Annotated in this window: 13 protein-coding genes; 8 read left to right on the forward strand and 5 right to left on the reverse strand. The window is 70.0% G+C overall.

Annotated features, from left to right (window positions below):
• Positions 1-389: 389 nt before the first annotated feature.
• The gene (locus tag LXT23_RS06785; protein WP_253979240.1) at positions 390-2,411 is read left to right on the forward strand and encodes a hypothetical protein; all 2,022 of its coding nucleotides are present in this window, start codon (positions 390-392) and stop codon (positions 2,409-2,411) included.
• A 37-nt stretch (positions 2,412-2,448) separates the two neighbouring features.
• Here LXT23_RS06785 and LXT23_RS06790 read toward each other — a convergent pair whose 3' ends face one another.
• The 4 genes from LXT23_RS06790 to LXT23_RS06805 form a co-directional block, all read right to left on the reverse strand.
• Positions 2,449-3,621 carry an MBL fold metallo-hydrolase gene (locus LXT23_RS06790; RefSeq protein WP_253979241.1) on the reverse strand — a complete coding sequence of 391 codons (1,173 nt, stop codon included), beginning with the start codon at positions 3,619-3,621 and terminating at the stop codon, positions 2,449-2,451.
• Complete coding sequence (locus LXT23_RS06795; RefSeq protein ID WP_253979242.1) at positions 3,612-5,684, reverse strand: tetratricopeptide repeat protein; 2,073 nt, start codon at positions 5,682-5,684, stop codon at positions 3,612-3,614. The genes LXT23_RS06790 and LXT23_RS06795 overlap by 10 nt, the downstream gene beginning before the upstream one ends.
• Positions 5,685-5,757: 73 nt before the next feature.
• Positions 5,758-7,620 (reverse strand): glycoside hydrolase family 15 protein, encoded by a 1,863-nt coding sequence (locus LXT23_RS06800; RefSeq protein WP_253979243.1) that lies wholly within the window; start codon positions 7,618-7,620, stop codon positions 5,758-5,760.
• A gap of 23 nt (positions 7,621-7,643) precedes the next feature.
• Positions 7,644-8,744, reverse strand: coding sequence for a glucose 1-dehydrogenase (locus LXT23_RS06805; RefSeq protein ID WP_253979244.1), 1,101 nt, complete (start codon positions 8,742-8,744; stop codon positions 7,644-7,646).
• Positions 8,745-8,952: 208 nt separating this feature from the next.
• On the opposite strand from LXT23_RS06805, the gene LXT23_RS06810 reads away from it, so the two are divergent.
• From LXT23_RS06810 to LXT23_RS06830, 5 genes are all read left to right on the forward strand, one after another.
• Positions 8,953-9,525 (forward strand): hypothetical protein, encoded by a 573-nt coding sequence (locus LXT23_RS06810; RefSeq protein ID WP_253979245.1) that lies wholly within the window; start codon positions 8,953-8,955, stop codon positions 9,523-9,525.
• A 259-nt stretch (positions 9,526-9,784) separates the two neighbouring features.
• A complete protein-coding gene (locus LXT23_RS06815) occupies positions 9,785-10,696 on the forward strand; it encodes an ABC transporter ATP-binding protein (RefSeq protein ID WP_323378808.1) in 912 nt (303 codons plus the stop codon).
• A gap of 3 nt (positions 10,697-10,699) precedes the next feature.
• The gene (locus LXT23_RS06820) at positions 10,700-11,461 is read left to right on the forward strand and encodes an ABC transporter permease (protein ID WP_253979247.1); all 762 of its coding nucleotides are present in this window, start codon (positions 10,700-10,702) and stop codon (positions 11,459-11,461) included.
• Positions 11,462-11,540: 79 nt separating this feature from the next.
• A complete protein-coding gene (locus LXT23_RS06825) occupies positions 11,541-12,551 on the forward strand; it encodes an ABC transporter substrate-binding protein (protein ID WP_253979248.1) in 1,011 nt (336 codons plus the stop codon).
• A gap of 49 nt (positions 12,552-12,600) precedes the next feature.
• Complete coding sequence (locus LXT23_RS06830) at positions 12,601-13,371, forward strand: HAD family hydrolase (RefSeq protein WP_253979249.1); 771 nt, start codon at positions 12,601-12,603, stop codon at positions 13,369-13,371.
• A gap of 4 nt (positions 13,372-13,375) precedes the next feature.
• On the opposite strand, the gene LXT23_RS06835 is transcribed toward LXT23_RS06830, so the two are convergent.
• Positions 13,376-13,861, reverse strand: a complete 486-nt coding sequence (locus LXT23_RS06835) for a hypothetical protein (protein WP_253979250.1) — start codon at positions 13,859-13,861, stop codon at positions 13,376-13,378.
• A 315-nt stretch (positions 13,862-14,176) separates the two neighbouring features.
• On the opposite strand from LXT23_RS06835, the gene LXT23_RS06840 reads away from it, so the two are divergent.
• Complete coding sequence (locus LXT23_RS06840) at positions 14,177-15,163, forward strand: NYN domain-containing protein (RefSeq protein WP_253979251.1); 987 nt, start codon at positions 14,177-14,179, stop codon at positions 15,161-15,163.
• Positions 15,164-15,244: 81 nt separating this feature from the next.
• Positions 15,245-16,873, forward strand: a complete 1,629-nt coding sequence (locus LXT23_RS06845; protein ID WP_253979252.1) for a peptide-N4-asparagine amidase — start codon at positions 15,245-15,247, stop codon at positions 16,871-16,873.
• Positions 16,874-16,921: the final 48 nt, after the last annotated feature.

Below are 16,921 nucleotides of genomic sequence, written 5' to 3' on the forward strand. Positions count from 1 at the left end.
ACGAGGCGGTCCGGTTCTCAGGGTCCGATTCCCCAAGTCGATGGAACGGTCCCGTGCGGCCCGGCGACGCAGCCCCTGGCCTGGAAGGAACGTTCATTCCGGCGCGGCGGCTCCTTCTCCTGCCTCCGGCCCCTGGAAGGAACGTTCATTCCGGCGCGGCGGTCGGCCCCGCTCCTCCCCGACCCGAGTGGGCAGGCGGGACCTCATGCACGGATCATCCGCTGTCTGAGTCCGTCGCACCCATCCGGCATTCAGCCCATATGTGCACGGCGTCGATGAGCACATCTCACGGCGAGGCGTGCCCGCCGCATCGTGCGGTACCCATCGCTTCAGGGAGGGCACCACGGATGACCGCGCGGCGGACATACCCCAGCAGGTAGTGTGAATCCATGACTACCTGGAGCGCCACTGCCTTCTCCCGTGGGCTGGCCGCGCTACGCGCGTTCACGGAATCCGAGCCCGAGCTGGCCGCAAGGGCGCGCGCCGACTTTCCGGAGTCCTGGGACGCCGAGGAGTTCCCCTGGATGGACCTGTCCCTCATGGCCTGGCTCCTCCATGGACGAGAGGACGCCGAGGGCCGTACCGCCGCCGACCGGAGGCTTCTCGAAGATAGCCGCGACCTGCCTCGCGCGGAACGCTCACTGATGTCCGCCCTGGCCTCGTCCTGGTGCTCGGTGTTCGAAGTGGAGGACATCCGACCCGGCACGGGGCTGCGGCTGAGGGACCTGCTCCTCGACGAAGTGCTGGACGTGAAGGAGCGGCGCCTCACCGCCCAGGTCGAGGAAGGCGACACGGTGGTGCTCTGGGTGATGCCCGTGGAGGACCACCTGGAGCTGGTGGGCAGCGCGGTCCTCGTTCCGGTGCTGCTCCAAGAGCCGCTCGTCGTGGCGGCACGCCGGCAGCTCCTTCACCTGGAGCCCGCCGAAACACTCAGCGACCCGCACCGACGCGTACGCCGGCTGGCGCCATTCCTCTTCCGGCACCTGATGGAGCTGTTCACCACCCGGCTCCCTCCGCCCATTCCCTTCGTGGCTCCACGACCCCGGGCCTTCCTCGACGCCGCGGGCAAACGGCCTCGCAAGTCCTCTCGCAAGGAGGTGCCGCTGGAGCCCGGCTCGGCCTACGTCTTCAAGCTCGGCCCCATCGACACGCTCGAGGACAGCCGGACGTCTTTCTACGTTGCCCTCACCGCCGAGGGTGACCTGCTCCCACCCGTCATGAATCGCAAGGACGCGGAGGCGCTGGCGGCGCTCGCTCCAGGGATGGAGGGACACAAGCGCTACTGCGAGAGCCGGCTGGCGCGCGCTGGAGCCGCGCTCGGGTACTCCGCGAGGCCCATGCCCGCCGACATCGCGAAGCTCCGGGCCGTGCTCGCCGTGAAGCTGTCCTGGGGCCCCGAAGCACGGGCGGAGCTGGACCCGGAGCTGGTGGTGGCGCTCCTCGAAGCCTCGGCCGAGCTCATCCGCGCCGCGCCCTGGGAGACCTGGACGAACGAGGAGGTCTTCCCCACCTCCCTGGAAGGCACCGTGCAGGGGACGCGGGAGCTGTCCGTCCTGGGCAATGGCCTCAGCGAGTTCGGCTTCGCCCTCTTCGACCGGCCCGGCTCCACGGAGCGGCTGGCCCTGTCCGCGCCTTCGAGGCAACAAGGCCTGGAGGTGCTCGTCCCGGACTCGATGGGGCTGACACTCGAAGACGAGCCATCCTGGGCAGTGAAGGCCGTACAGCAGCCCTTTGGCATCGCCTTCGTCCCCGAGCTGCTTCGCGTCCAGGGCAACACCACGCGCCTGGGAGACGCGCGGGACATGCTGGTGGCCGCGGCCGTCGCCCGCGCCCTGGCCTCCGCACGCCCCGAGGAGCCCGGAGCCCGCGCGGAGCTTCGCGTGGGGGCACTCCACGTCAGCGTACGGCTGGAGGTTCCCCTCCCCCTGCTGACCGGCGAGTACGTGGGCAGGGCCATGCTGGAGCCCCTGTCCGCGCCCCGGCCTCGCAAGTCCCCCGGGCCCCGACGCCCGCTGCGCGAGGTGCCCAGGCGGAAGGTCTCGGAGACCCTGCTCGACTTCGCCCAGCCGCTGCTCACGGACGTGCACGACTCGGACGACCCCGAGGCCGAGCTCTTCGTGATTCTGTCCCTGGCGATGAGCGCCTGGAACGCCGTGGTCCAGGACACGTGGGAGCCACGGAAGGGCTGGGTGGAGCGGGCCCGCACCTCCCTGCGGCGCCTGCCAAAGGGCGACCGCGAGGAGATGACCCGGGACTTCGAGCTGCTGGTGGAGCGCAAGCACCGCCACTTCGCGGACGACCCGCGCCTGCTCGACTCCCTGGAAGTGGGCGTCAGCAAGAAGGGCGACGTGAGCGTCCGCCTCATGGGCATGGTGACGCCCGGGGCCCGGGCCGAGTTCCTCGGCGTGTAGCCCATATGAAGGAAGACCCGCCGGCACGAGCCCGTGGTCAGGCCGTTACCGCAAGCGCGGCGCGCCCATACCAACGGCCTTGGATGACCCCATTCTGGTCGAATGCCACGCACCAGACGGGGTCCAACGGCTCCACCGCACTGCCCGGACTGATGACAGTGGCTCCGTCCAGGAACGAGGTTCCTCTCCGCTGCCCGGCCAGCCTTTCCACGACTTGTCCCAGCCGCACCCGGCCACCCGCCTGCTGGTCGGCCTGGAGTTGCTTGCTGGCGGGAAGCGCCGTCAAGAGTACTTCCGACTCATGCTCCAGGAGGCGGGGTAATCCCTCCAATTGAGTGAGCCGAGGCAGCCGGGAGCTGTTGTACGGCGTGACGAGCCAGGCTCTCGCGGGCTCTTTCTGGGGCGTCATCCATCCCGGATGCATGGCTTCCGTGGAGCCATGGTGCGGCACCTTCAGCCCCTGGTGGACCCCCAGATGCGGATGCCTGCGGGACACGGCCTGCCACCCCGTGGGCACGGCGGCCCCTCCCTTCCCGCGCAGGAAGGGGAGGTCTCCTGTGAGGACGAGGCGGAGGTCGCCGAAGCACACCTCCAGCACGAGGCTCAGGTGATTGGCTTCGGCGCGAAGCCGGTGGCCCAGCTTCTCAGGGCGCAGAAGCTCCTTGAGCCCAGCCGGGTCTGGAGCGCGGACATGCACCCGCACATCCGACTTTGACAACAGGAGTTGTCCGTCCACGAGCCCTACCAGCCCCCCGGGATGCAATGCCTCCCATCCCTCGATGGCTGCCAGCGCGGCAATCACCTTCCGCGCCAGCAACTGGGTGTGGGTGTTCCCCGCAGGAGCGGCCCGCATCAGGGTGAGCGCAACCTTCAGCAGGGTGCTCCCCGGAGCGTCCCCCGCGGTCACGGCGACCTTCTCGGGAGCCAGTGCCTCGAGCAACTCCGCCACACCCTCGATGTGGTCCTCGTGCGGGTGTGTGAGCACCATGGCCTCCACGGGGTCATCGGTGGGTGAGCGCCAGCGCTGGAGAATGACCTCCAGTGGGAACCGGCCATCACTCGTCGCGCACCCGTCCACGAGCAGCCAGCCACGTTCCGGCAGGGCGATGGCAATCCCCTCGCCCTGCCCAGGCCCGGCGACAAAAACGTGGAGCCATTCCCGCGACAGCTGGGTCAGCGCCTCCAATGGGGCGACCTGCATCAGGCCCATCGCTTCAGGTAGCGAAGGGCCTGTCTGCCCATCAACTGTGGTGGTTGCAGGAGCGTCTCGTCACTCGGAACGAGCACGATGCTCAGCGAACCGTCCTCGTAGGAGCCCACTTCGATGAAGGTATCGGTCCGAGGCAGGTCCTTGCTGCCAGTGGCTCGCCGCCACTGCTCGCGGCTCACCTCCTTGACGACCACCTGGCGCGACTGAGGGACAGTCTCTGGCGTTACCACCACGACACTGACCACCTGTGACGTGGCCTTGACGACCCGGCCAGGGAACCACTCCTTCAACGGGGAGCCATGCCCGTTGACGCGCTCCAGGAACCGCGCCTTCTTCCAGCGGAGCTCCACCGGGACACTTGCCGGGTAGACCGGCTCGCCCAGCTGGCGCACTTCTTCCGCGTCCTCCAGCTTCTGGCGGAGTTCCTGGAGCTTGTCGTGCTGACCCACGACATCCATCGGAATGGCATTGAAGACCATTCGAGCGCGCTCCACTTCACCTCGCTCCAGCCACGAATCCACCACCCACCGATGCAGGTTCAGGGCGAGAGACGGCCCCTGGCGGACCTGCGTTCCGTCGGGGTCCACCCGCTCCTGGAGCGCTCGCCATTCCTGCTCGGCCGCACGAAAGCGGGACTGCCCGATGAGAAAGGTCACCAGCCGGCCATTCCACCAGGGGTTGGCGGGGTCCAACCGGATGGCCTCGCGAAAAGCCTCCTCGGCCCGCTGCCGCTGCTGTGCGGCACGGTCCAGATTGAAGCCCAGGTAGTGCCATGAATAGACGTCTTCCGCGTCTACCTGCTCGATGCATTGTTGGTAGACGGCCGCAGCACCCAGGTAGTCGCGCTGCTCGATACTCAGCGCACGGGCCCGGTCCCAGAAGAACTCACGTGCCGTGAGTCGAAGAGAGGCCCACTCGTTCGCGCCCCGCGCGCCAGCGTGCCCGAGATGGTGGACCTTCTCCAGCCAGTGCAATACCTGCTCACCTTGCGCCTGCTCGACTGCAAGTGCTCCATCCCGCTGCCGATGGAACGACGCCAGCTCGAAGTGCGCGTCTGGCTCGGCCGGGTTCTCGCGGTCCTCGGTTGACCGCAGCAACAGCCGGCGGACCCTCTCGTCGATTCGCACGTTCTCTGCCCCTGAGCCGATACAGCGGCTCAGCAGCGACAGGTCCGGGTCCGAAAACATCGACAGTCTCCGGACCTCTTCCAAGGGAAGGGGGAAACGCGACAAGAGGAGGCGGTGAAGCCCCTTGCGAAATGCTTCATTGTCCGGCCGACGCAGCACCTCTTCCAGACGCGGTTCCAGCACGTCGAGCGCCGCCGGGGCATGGTAGTTCCTCGAAGAGGCAACCTGCTGGAGCAGGACCTCCGGGTCGTCTCCCATGTGGACGAGCGCCACCATCAATCGAAGCTGGAGCGCGGTGACGTCCAACGGCATGTCCATCGCTCTCCGGAGGATGCTCGCAGCCTCGGCGGAAGAACCCCATGCCTCTGAGTCCTCGAGCACGTCCTTCGCGACCCTTCGTGGCGGCAATATCAGTCGGGCCGAGGAAGGCAGCGCGGCCAGGAAGGAAGGCACCGCTAGATGCCTTAGCGGTGCGGTGAGCAACACCCAATTCAAATCCTGGGCGGCGGCCCACCCACTCAACAGCTCCAAGCCTCTTCGCTGATGGATGAGGCCCGCCGGGTCCTTCACCCTGGCGCTGAAGGTCCACGAGCCCGGCAGGTAGACCACCAGTGTCCACCCTTCCCGGGATAGCGCTTCCGCGACCTTGCGTGCCCGGGACTGAAGGGGCTTGGAGTCGGAGGCGGCTTCGACCAGTGCATCTTGCCCGAGCACCGCTGCTGCTTGGAGAAGCCCGTGCAGCGCGCAGTCTGCTTCATCCATGGACGGCAGTTGGATGACGTGGGTCTTTGGCCGCTGCTGTCGAATGCGCTGTGCGAGTTCCCATCGGCCGGCTCCTGGAGTGCCGGCGACCCAGAAGCAGCCTTGCTGGTCGAGCGTTTCAAGGACACGGGCAGCATGGTCCTGCATGGTCATTCGTTCGCCCTGTTCGAGCATGGCTGGCCTGATTCTTTAACACGGTTCTGTTGCGGTCAGCCTCAGGGTGCTCACCTCACCCCGCGCCACCCCGTCAGTCGTGCCCGCCCAGCGTGCGGTCCAGGTTGTACGCGGCGCTGATGAGGGACAGGTGGGTGAGGGCCTGCGGGAAGTTGCCGAGCGCCTCGCCGGACATGCCCGTCTGCTCCGCGTACAGCCCCACGTGGTTGGCGTAGCCCAGCATCCGCTCGAAGGTGAGCCGCGCCTCCTCCAGCAAGTCGGGCCTCGCCACGCTGGCGCGCGTCATCGCCTCCACCAGCCAGAAGCTGCAGAGGTTGAAGGTGCCCTCCTTGCCGGCAATCCCGTCCAGCGTCGCGTCCGCGTCGTAGCGGAACACCAGCCCGTCCGACACCAGCCCGCCATGCGCGGACGGGCGGCGAATCTTGTCCAGCGTGGACAGCATCCGCGGGTCCACCGGCGACAGGAAGAACACCAGCGGCATCAGCAGGTTCGCCGCGTCCAATGCCTCGCGCCCATAGGCCTGGATGAAGGCGCCTCGCTTGTCACTCCACCCGTTCGCCATGATGTCCTCGAAGATGGCGTCGCGCACCGCCAGCCACCGCGGCCGGTCCGCCGGGAAGCTGCGCTTGTCCGCCAGCCGGATGGCCCTGTCCAACGCCACCCAGCACATCAGCTTCGAGTACACGAAGTGCCGCCGCCCGCCGCGCACCTCCCAGATGCCCTCGTCCTCCTCCTGCCAGTGGTTGCAGACCCAGTCCACCTCGCGCCGCAGGTGGCACCAGAAGTCATACGAGATGGGCGCCGCGTACTTGTTGGACAGGTACACCGAGTCCATCAGCTCGCCGTAGATGTCGAGCTGGAGCTGGTGCGCCGCCGCGTTGCCGATGCGCACCGGCTGCGCCCCGCCGTAGCCGGACAGGTGCGCCAGCTCCACCTCCGCCGGCACCGGGCTGCCATCCAGCGAGAACATCAGCGGCAGCGGCCCGTCACCATGCTCCGCGCAGCGCTTCTCCACCCAGCGCATGAAGGCCGCCGCCTCCTCCTTGAAGCCGATGCGCATGAACGCATAGACGGTGAAGGCCGCGTCCCGCAGCCAGCAGAAGCGGTAGTCCCAGTTGCGGGTGCCACCGGGTGACTCGGGCAGGCTCGCCGTGGGCGCCGCGACGATGGCCCCCGACGGCGCGAAGGTCATCAGCTTCAGCGCCAGCGCCGAGCGCTCCACCGTCTCGCGCCAGCGCCCCTTGTACTGGCAGCGCGACAGCCAGTGCCGCCAGTAGTCCACCGTGTCGCGGAACAGCGCCTCCGCGGACTCGTGGCTGTGCACCAGGTCCTGGCAGGACACGCGCGCGCCCTGGCGCAGGGAGAAGATGGCGGACTGGTTCTCATGCAGCGTGAAGCGCGCGGTGACGCCCCGCCCCTCCTTCTTCAAGGGCATGGACGACACCAGCGTCAGCTCCAGCGACCTCGACGCGAAGGCGGCCCCGCCGTGGATGAGCAGCGTCTCGTGCGGGTCGCGCGCGTAGTTGAAGGCCGGGAAGCACTCCATCTGGAACCGCATCTCCCCGCGCACCACGCGTACGCGCCGCAGCACGTCGCGCTCGGCCCGCTTCCCGTCGCGGGACATGGGCATGAAGTCGATGATTTCTCCCACGCCGTCCGGCGTGTAGAAGCGCGTCACCAGCACGTTGGTCTGCGGCCAGTAGAACTGTTTCTTCATCACCCCGTCGGGCTCGGGGCAGATGCGCCAGTGGCCTCCCTTGTCCGGGTCCAGCAGCGCGGCGAAGACGCTCGGGCTGTCGAAGTGGGGGAGGCACAGCCAGTCAATCGTCCCCTCGTTGCCCACCAGCGCCACCGTGCGCAGGTCGCCGATGATGCCGTGGTCCTCGATGGGCACCGAGCGGCCCGCCACACTGCCCACGCTGCTCGTCCCCGACATGCGCTCTCCTGGACCGCGCGGCTTCACTTCTTGCTGAAGGTGATGACGTGCTTGATGCCGCCGCTCCCCTTCTTGCCCGTCACCACGTCGGAAAATGCTTCGGGCGGGTGGCGCGCGGTGATGAGCCGCTCCAGCCCGCCCGGCCAGCGGGCATGGAAGCGCGCCAGGTCCTCCAGCGCCGCGCTGAAGTCCGAGTCCGCCGCGTTCACCGTCCCCACCACCAGTTGGTTCTCCAGCACCAGCTGCTTCAAGAGCTCCGCGCCATCCAGCTGCAGCGGCTCGGGGTGCGACGGCACTCCGGTGAAGACGAAGACGCCATTGGCGGCCAGCGCCTTCAGGGTGTCGAAGGCCGCCCTCGCCACGCCGGTGGCCTCATAGACGACGTCCGGAGCGCCCACCCGGCGGACGAGCTCTTCGGGGGAGACCTCCTTGGAGGAGAGGTAGGGAGCGCCCACCGCCTCGGCGGCGTCGGCCTTCGCGTTGGGCTTGGGGCTGCGCGAGTACATGGTGGTGGCGTACCCCCGGCGCAACAGCGCCATGGCGCCCAGCTGCCCCACCGGCCCCGCCCCCAGCACCACCGCGCGGCCCGGGGCGGGCTTCCACGGCAGCCGCTCCTGGATGCGCTCCACCTCGCGCAGGGCCTTCTCCGCAATCGTCAGGGGCTCGGTGAGCACCGCCACCTCGCGCAGCTCCGGCGAGACGCGGTGCAGGTACGCCACGTCCTCCACGAAGAGCTCCGCGCAGAAGCCGTGCGCTTCCTTGATGCCCCGCTCCGTGTAGTCGCCGGTGATGCAGAAGTCCGGGTGCCCGTGGCGGCACGCGGGGCAGGTGGCATGCGGGCACGGCCGGCGCACGCGCGGCACCACCAGGTCTCCGCGCTGGAGGCCCTGCACGGCCTCGCCCACCTCCACCACCTCGCCCAGGCACTCGTGGCCGAGGATGAGGGAGTCCGAGCCCCGCGGCGGCGTGCCGTAGGTGAACTGGGCGATGTCCTTGTCCGTGCCGCACACGCCCACCTCGAGCGTGCGCACCTTCACCTGGGTGGGTGACTGGAGCCGGGGCTCGGGGACATCGGTGAGGACGCGCACCTCACGCTGCTTCGGGAACACGGCGACGGCCTTCATGCGACGGCTCCTTCACGACCAGGCGCGGGGCCTCGGCCCGGAACGAGGCCGTGCGTGGCCTCTGCCGGAAGCCGCCCGCGCGCGCCCCGTAAGATGGGTAGTGAGGTCCACCGGTGCATACCGGCTGCCCGCTCGCCGCCCGGGACTCGACGCGGGAGGCGCACGAAAGCGCTGCCGCCCGGAGGCACCCGGGTCTATGAGAGGGGCCGTGAGCGAGCCCTCCGTCCCCGCCGTCGACTCCCCCGAGGAAGAGCCCCGCCGCAGCCGCTCCACCGCCATTGCCGCGGTGGCCTGTGTGCTGCTGGCGCTGCCCTTCCTCGTGCTCGGCCCGTACCTGCTGGACGTGAAGGCCCGCCTGGAGCTGCGGTGCGAGCCGGGCGGCCCCTGCACCCTCTCCCGCGCGGGCTGGCTCACCGGCGAACAGGTGGCGCGCTTCACGCTGGAGGAAATCCAGGGCGTCACGGTGGAGCGCAGCCGCAGCGCCCGCCGCAACAGCGTCCCCATCTTCCGGCCGGAGCTGCTGACGGCGCAGGGGAAGTTCCCCCTCTTCCACCAGTGGGCCACCGAGGAGGCCGAGGCCACGCGCGTGGCGGAGCAGGTGCAGCGCTACCTCGCCGCGCCCCGGGAGGCTCCGCTGGAGGTGGTGCGGGATGACCGGCGCGCGTCGCTGCGCGTGGGGGGCGCCTTCTCCGGCGCGGGCCTGCTGCTGCTGGCCTTCAGCGCGTGGCTCGCCGTGAGGACGCGCGCGCACCGGCGCGCCGAGCGGGCAGCATCCGCCTGAGCCGGGCGCCCCAGGCCCCACCCAAGGGAAATCCCTCCTCCGGCCCGCCGTAGCCCGATGGCGGACGGAAGGCTGTACCAGCGGCCATCTACGGCTCCGCGGCCCGGTGGTTAGCTTGAGTCATGGGCTGGCTGTGCTTCGTGGCTCGGAATCCAGCGCTCCGGGCGTGAGGAAGCAGGCAGGCATGACGGGGCTCGTCTGCCCGGCTACCCGCATGTGCCCCCTTCCCACCTGGACCTACGTGCCTAGCTTGTGGCTGATGCTGCGTGCCCTCCTCGGCCGATGGCGAAGCTCCTTGCGCCTGCTCCGGCCGGCGCACGTGGAAGCCAATCGCGCGAAAATCTCCGTTGCCCAGCTGGGGCACCAGTACGCCAACAAGGTGGTCGCCCTGCGCGACGTGGACCTCAACGTCCGCTCGGGGGAGTTCGTGTGCCTGCTGGGGCCGTCCGGCTGCGGCAAGTCCACGCTCCTCTATGCGCTCGCCGGACAGGTGACGCCCACCGGCGGCACGGTGTCCATCGACCGGACGCCCATCCACGGCCCGGGGCCGGACCGGCTGCTGATGTTCCAGGAAGCGGCGCTTTTCCCGTGGCTCAGCGTGCGCGGCAACATCACCTTCGCGCTGGCGGCCAAGGGCGTGCCGCGCTCCGAGCGCAAGGCCCGCGCCGACCAGTACATCCGGCGCGTCCAGCTCACCGGCTTCGAGGACACCCTGCCCCACCAGCTGTCCGGCGGCATGAAGATGCGCGCCTCGCTGGCCCGCGCGCTCGCCATGGACCCGGCGGTGCTGCTGATGGACGAGCCCTTCGGCTCGCTGGACGCGCAGACGCGCATCCACATGCAGGAGCTGCTGCAGTCCATCTGGCTGCGCACCGGGAAGACGGTGGTGTTCGTCACCCACGACGTCCACGAGGCGCTGATGCTCGGCACCCGCGTGGTGCTCATGGCCCCACGGCCGGGCCGCGTCGTGAGGGATTTGGAGGTCCACCTGCCCATGCCGCGCAAGCCGGAGGACGCCGGCCTCAACGAGATGGTGCGGCACGTGCGCGGGCTGCTGCGCGACGTGGAGGGGCCCTCGGTGGAGGAGACCTCCGCCCGGCGGACCCCGGCGCGCGACGACACGGCGAAGCCGGCCCTGCCTCCTCATGGAATGCCCCGTCCGGCGAGGTGAGCCATGAAGAACTACCTGCAGAAGCTGGGCATGTTCGTGCTGCTGCTCGGGAGCTGGGAGCTGGTGGCCCGGCTGGGCATCTGGTCCCCCCACCTGTTCCCGGGACCGGTGACGGTGGCGAAGAGCCTGGGGGCCATGCTCTCCGACGGCCGCATGGCGGAGGCCACCCTGCGCTCGCTGGGACGGCTGGGCCGGGCGTACGTCGTCTCCGTGGGCATCGGCGTCCCCCTGGGGCTGCTGATTTCGCGGCTGACCTTCTTCCGCAACGCCGTGAAGCCCGTGGTGATGGGGCTGCAGGCGCTGCCGTCCATCTGCTGGCTGCCGCTGGCGCTGCTGTGGTTCGGCCTGACGGACTCGGCCATCCTCTTCGTCGTCGTCATGGGCAGCGTGCTGGGCATCGCCATCGCCACGGAGGACGCCGTCAGCGGCGTGGACCCGCAGCTGGTGCGCGTGGCCAGCACCCTGGGCGTGAAGGGGCTGCGCTTCCAGTTCGGCGTGCTGCTGCCCGCGGCGCTGCCCGGCATCGTCACCGGCCTCAAGCTGGGGTGGAGCTTCGCGTGGCGCGCGCTGCTCGCCGGTGAGCTGCTCTTCGTCTCCGGCGGCCTGGGCCAGCTGCTCACCGTGGGCCGTGAGCTGATGGACGTGCCTCAAGTCATGGCCGTCATGGTCGCCATCATCCTCATCGGCATCACCGTGGACCGTGTCCTCTTCCAGACGGTGGAAGTGAAACTGCGGCGCCGCTGGGGCCTGGCCGCCATGACGTGAAACACCCGACGTATTGCGCCTGACGCTTCACCCTCGCGTACGTTGAAATCCAACCCCGCCGTCCCTTTCCTGTGCCGGTATGCGTGCCAATCGCTTCCTGTCTCCTCTCCTTCTCGCGGGTCTGGTGGCGCTCGGCGCCGGCTGCAAGAAGGAGCCTGCCGCCGGCAGTCCCGAGGCCCCGCTGCGGCTGGGCTTCTTCCCCAACATCACCCATGCCCAGGCGCTGGTGGGCAACGCGGAGGGCGCGTTCGGCTCACAGCCCGGCGTGGGGCGGCTGGAGGTGAAGCAGTTCAACGCGGGCCCCGCCGCCATGGAGGCGCTGGTGGCCGGCTCGCTGGACGTGTCGTACGTGGGCAGCGGCCCGGCCATCAACACGTTCCTCAAGGCGGGGCGCGAGCTGCGCATCATCTCCGGCGCGGTGAATGGCGGCGCGGTGCTGGTGGTGAAGAGCGCGAAGTCCGCCGCGGAGCTGAAGGGCAAGAAGCTGGGCACGCCGCAGCTGGGCAATACCCAGGACATCGCCCTGCGCTACTGGCTGAAGAAGCAGGGGCTGGTCACCAACCTCCAGGGCACCGGCGACGTGCAGATTGTGCCGCTGAGCAACCCGGACATCCTGGGGCAGTACCTGCGCGGCGGCATCGAAGGGGCCTGGGTGCCCGAGCCCTGGGGCGCGCGCATGGTGGCGGAGGGCGGCGGCCACATCCTCGTGGACGAGCGGGACTTGTGGCCCGAGCGGCGCTTCCCCACCACGGTGATTGTCACCACGAAGAAGGTGCTGGAGACGCAGCGCCCGCGCATCGTCGCGCTGCTGCGCGCGCACGTGCGACTCACCGAGCGCTGGAAGGAGGACCCGGCGGGCTTCACCACCGCCGTCAACTCCGCCTTCGGACGGCTCACCAGCAAGCCGATGCCCGCGCCCATCATCCAGGAGGCCTTCACCCGGCTGGAGCCCAGCCTGGACCCGGTGCCCTCCGCGCTCGCCACCGCCGCGCAGCACGCGAAGGAGCTGGGCTTCACCACCGACGCGGACATCAACGGCCTGGTGGACCTGAGCGTCCTCGACGAGGTGCGCGGCGCCGCGGCGCAGTGACGGCGCGGCAGTGGCGGCCGGCCCCGCGCCCGGGGGAGGATGCGCGCCCATGAGGATGGAGCGTGTGGAGGAGACGCTGGAGCGCATCGGCCAGGAGGCCGCGCGTGCGCCCGGCGGAGTGCTGGCGTTCGACGGAGACGGCACGCTGTGGAGCGGGGACGTGGGGGACGACCTCTTCCTCGCCCTGCTGGAGCACGGCGACATCCGCCCGGAGGCCCACGCGGCGCTGGAGCGGCTGGGCGCGGCGCACGGCATGGCGCCGGGCCTGGAGGTGCGCGAGCTGGCCCACCGGCTCTTCGCCGCCTTCGAGGCCGGCCGCATCCCCGAGAAGGAAGTCTACGAGATGGTGGCCTGGCTCTTCGCCGGCTGGCGCGTGGAGGCCGTGCGAGCCTTCGCTCGCGACGTGGTGGCCCACCGCGGCGTGGCCCGGCGCATCCAGGCCGAGACGCGGCGCGTGGTGGAGTGGGCGCTGGGCCGGGGCATTCCCTGCTACGTGGTCAGCGCCTCACCGCTCGCCGTCGTGCAGGCCGCGGTGGTGGAGGTGGGGCTGGACCCCTCGCACGTGCTGGCGTGCACGCCGCGCGAGGAGGGCGGCACCGTGCTGCCCTCCATCATCGAGCCCATCCCGTATGCCGCCGGGAAGGTGACGTGCCTGCGCGCCCGCACGCCCCAGCCGCTCTACGCGGCCTTTGGCGACAACGTGTTCGACTTCGAGCTGCTCGCGGCCTCCCGCGTCCCGGTGGCCATCCGCCCCAAGCCCCGCCTGCGCGCGCGGGCGGCGGAGCTGCCCTCGCTGGTGCAGCTCCAGCCCGAGGAGTGACGGCTCAGCCCTTCCCGGGCACCTCACGCGAGAGCGACAGCGCGACGTTCTCCACCTGGTTCTCCACCTGGTAGACGGCCACCACCGTCTGGCCCGCCTTCGGCGTCTTGTTCAGCTGGAGCGCGCTCACGTCGAGTGGCACCACCGTGCCCAGGCTCGTCTGGACGTAGAGCACCAGCCCGTTGAGCTTCACCACCTGCCCGGACAGCTCCCGCATGCGGTCCTCGTCCGGCGTCACCCTCCGCACGGGCATGCCCGCGCTGGTGCCCTGGGGGCCGACATTCAGCTGCGACACGCCCTGGCGCGTCATCGGAGGGAAGAGGCCCGCTCGCCCGCTGCTCACGGGCAGCTCTCCGAGGCGCTCGTCGCCCTTTCCCTCCTCGCGGGGCTCCGGGTCACGGGCCTGTGCGGCCAGCGGCAGCAACAGCGCCGTCACCGCGGGCGCCGCCAGCGCGAGGCCACGCCACTTCCTGGGAATCATCCACGTCATGGGTCCTGCTCCTGCTGGGGGGGTCGGTCGACCCGTTCCCATGAAGCTAGGCCCCGCGTGCGCGCGCACACCCGCCATCCCGGAGTCGGACGTCCCGAGGCCCGGGCCACGCCCCACGCGCCGGGCCTCCGTCCGCCCGTGCCGCCTGATTGCATGCTGACGGTGCTGACTCACCAGGGGAATGTTCACCCCATGAAGCCATCCGCCCCATATGCCCTGGAAAGGGCTAGGGTGGGCTGTCCGGCCCGGCTCCACCGCGAGCGCCCGGACCCAATCACCGCCTCTGAATGGGGCGGCAACACGCAGAGGCCGCAATTGAACGGTCGCACCGACGAGCACCGCATCGCTCTCTTCATCGACTTCGAGAACCTGGTCACCAACACCGGCATCAGCTCCTCGAGCTTCGACCTCCAGCCTTCGCTCGACCGCCTGCTCGAGAAGGGCAAGGTCGTCTTCCGTCGCGCGTACTGCGACTGGTCCCGCTTCAGCGACGCCAAGATTCGCCTGCACGAGTTCGGCGTCGAGCTGCTCGACGTGCCGCCCTCCACGCGCGCCGGCAAGAATGGCGCGGACATGCGCCTGGTCATCGACGCGCTGGAGCTGTGCTACGCGCGCGAGAGCATCGACACCTTCGTCATCGGCTCGGGCGACAGCGACTTCTGCCCGCTGGCCTACAAGCTGCGTGAGAATGGCCGCACCGTCATCGGGCTCGCGGTGAAGGAGTCCACGTCCCCGCTCTTCGTGAAGGCGTGTGACGAGTTCATCTACCTGCGCCCGCGCCAGTCGCGCGACAAGGACAAGGGCGACAAGGAGAAGGGCCGCAGCAGCGTGGCCGCCGAGGAGGCGGGTCACGGCAAGCGCGGCGGCCGCCACGGGCGTGAGCGCGGGGGCAAGGCCGAGGCGGCCCAGGCTCCGCAGGCCGCGGCCAAGGGGCAGTCCCGCACGGAAGTGCCGGACATCGCCCGCGAGGTGGTGCAGAGCATGCTCGCCCGCGCCACCGGCCCGGTGAACCCGTCGCTCATCAAGGAAGCCATCGTCCGCAAGGAGCCGGACTTCGACGAGCGCGAGCACGGCTACTCCACCTTCGCCCGGCTGCTGGCGGCGCTGGAGCAGGAAGGGCTGCTGCGCCGCATCCAGCAGGGCCGCCAGTGGTACGTGGTGGCGGCGGACTCGGACCTCGCCACCGCTCCCAGCAGCGGGCACGGCGACGGCAAGGGCAAGAAGCGCGGTCAGGCCCATGCCCACGAGGAGGAGGAGGAGCTGGAGTCCTACCCCGACCCCGAGGACGACGAAGGGGTCTGAACACCTCAACGGTAACCAGGTGGCAAGGGTGGCGCGTGGGCCCTAGGCTCCGCGCTCCTCTCTGTCCACCTGGAGCACACCGTGAGACGTCTCTCCGCTGTCTTCGTCGCGGCGGGCCTCGCGCTCGGCGCGATGTCCCCCGCGCTGGCCGCCGAGCCGCCCCCTGAGTTCGGCACCGACTGGGATGACCCGCGCACCGCCGTCCCCGAAATCCAGAAGCCGCCGACGGCCTCCTGCACCGTGCGAATCGTCGACGAGCGCTTCGACGACTTCACGCCCTTCACCGGCACCTTCACCCCGCCCCCCGGCTGCCCCGGCCCCTGGCACAAGGTGGTGCTGCGCATGGAGGGCAAGGTCCAGGGCGTCCAGTTCGACCGGCTCGGCCACCTGGAGGTAGGCGGCGTCACCCTCTTCAAGACGTCCACGCCGGAGCCCTCGCGTGACGGCATCTCCTGGTCCGTGGAGAAGGACGTCACGGCCTACGCGCCGCTGCTGCGCCAGCCTCAGCCCGTCTGGATGCTGATTGGCAACGTGGTCAACGACACGTACACCGGCGTGCTCGACGTGCAGGTCTACCTGACGTTCTACGCCGCCCAGGGCCGCTACAAGCCCGCCGACACGGCGGACGACGTGCTCCCCCTCACCAACCCGCGCCGCGAGGGCAGCGCCATCGTCGGTGAAGTCACGGTGCCCCCGAACACCGAGCGCCTGGTCGCCGAGGTGTACGCCACGGGCTCCGGCGGTGGCTGCGAGGAGTTCTGGTACATCACCGCCCCCATCGTCGTGCCGTACTCCTGCCCCGCCGACGACGGCCCGTACCGCGAGGTGCAGCTCGAGGTGGACGGCAAGGTGGCGGGCATCGCCATGCCGTTCCCGCATGTCTACACGGGCGGCTGGTCCAACCCGTTCCTCTGGTACACGCTGCCGGCGCCGCGCGCCTTCAACGTGCGCCCCATCCGCTATGACCTCACTCCGTTCGCCGGCCTGCTGACCGACGGCCAGCCGCACCAGGTCCGCGTGAGCGTGCTGGGCGTTCCCGAGGGGCGGCCGGGCTGGGACCTGCCCACCAACGTGCTCGTGTGGCGGGACACGCGCGCGTCGCGCACCACTGGCGGGCTGCTCTCGCACCGGCTCTCCGCGCTGACGAATGACTCCACGCACACGGTGGTGGACGGGTGGAACCAGGTGGACACGCAGGGCCGCCAGCAGCTGGAGGTGTCCGGCTGGCTGCGCACGTCGCGCGGCTACGTGCTGACGACGGTGAAGCAGGCCGTGTCCAACTCCAGCCTGCACCGCTGGCTGGGGGACATGGAGAACCCGGACGAGCTCACGGCGACGTGGAGCGACACCAGCACGGTGACGACCGTGGGCCGCGGCCTGCTCCCGACGGTGAGCCGCTCGGAGAAGACGTTCGTGCTCGACGGGCTCATCAGCGTGACGCCGGAGAACCGGCTGACGACGAGCATCTCCATCAGCGACGCGGAGGACGCGCGCACCCTCAAGGGCCCCTTCACGGTGGCGCACCAGGAGCTCAGCGACGTCTACACCGGCGAGGCGGCCTACAACTTCGGCGTGCCGCGCCCGCAGCGCAACGCGGTGGGGACCTCGACGCACCGCTACCGGCTGACCAGCGACCTCGGCGGCTGCTACGACCGGAGCATCTCCACGAGGAACGGCTTCGTCACCGCGGACGTGCAGCGCTGCGACTGAGGCGGTGCGCCGGGGGCCGCTCCACCTGGGGCGGCTCCATCACCGCGG

It is taken from the genome of Pyxidicoccus xibeiensis (assembly GCF_024198175.1).
GTDB classification, from domain to species: Bacteria; Myxococcota; Myxococcia; order Myxococcales; family Myxococcaceae; genus Myxococcus; species Myxococcus xibeiensis.

Bases quoted from the DNA above. Each gene is read 5' to 3' on its own strand.
- LXT23_RS06785 (WP_253979240.1), top strand. From the start codon at position 390: ATGACTACCTGGAGCGCCACTGCCTTCTCCCGTGGGCTGGCCGCGCTA.
- LXT23_RS06790 (WP_253979241.1), bottom strand. From the start codon at position 3,621: ATGGGCCTGATGCAGGTCGCCCCATTGGAGGCGCTGACCCAGCTGTCG.
- LXT23_RS06795 (WP_253979242.1), bottom strand. From the start codon at position 5,684: ATGCTCGAACAGGGCGAACGAATGACCATGCAGGACCATGCTGCCCGT.
- LXT23_RS06800 (WP_253979243.1), bottom strand. From the start codon at position 7,620: ATGTCGGGGACGAGCAGCGTGGGCAGTGTGGCGGGCCGCTCGGTGCCC.
- LXT23_RS06805 (WP_253979244.1), bottom strand. From the start codon at position 8,744: ATGAAGGCCGTCGCCGTGTTCCCGAAGCAGCGTGAGGTGCGCGTCCTC.
- LXT23_RS06815 (WP_323378808.1), top strand. From the start codon at position 9,785: ATGCTGCGTGCCCTCCTCGGCCGATGGCGAAGCTCCTTGCGCCTGCTC.
- LXT23_RS06820 (WP_253979247.1), top strand. From the start codon at position 10,700: ATGAAGAACTACCTGCAGAAGCTGGGCATGTTCGTGCTGCTGCTCGGG.
- LXT23_RS06825 (WP_253979248.1), top strand. From the start codon at position 11,541: ATGCGTGCCAATCGCTTCCTGTCTCCTCTCCTTCTCGCGGGTCTGGTG.
- LXT23_RS06830 (WP_253979249.1), top strand. From the start codon at position 12,601: ATGAGGATGGAGCGTGTGGAGGAGACGCTGGAGCGCATCGGCCAGGAG.
- LXT23_RS06835 (WP_253979250.1), bottom strand. From the start codon at position 13,861: ATGACGTGGATGATTCCCAGGAAGTGGCGTGGCCTCGCGCTGGCGGCG.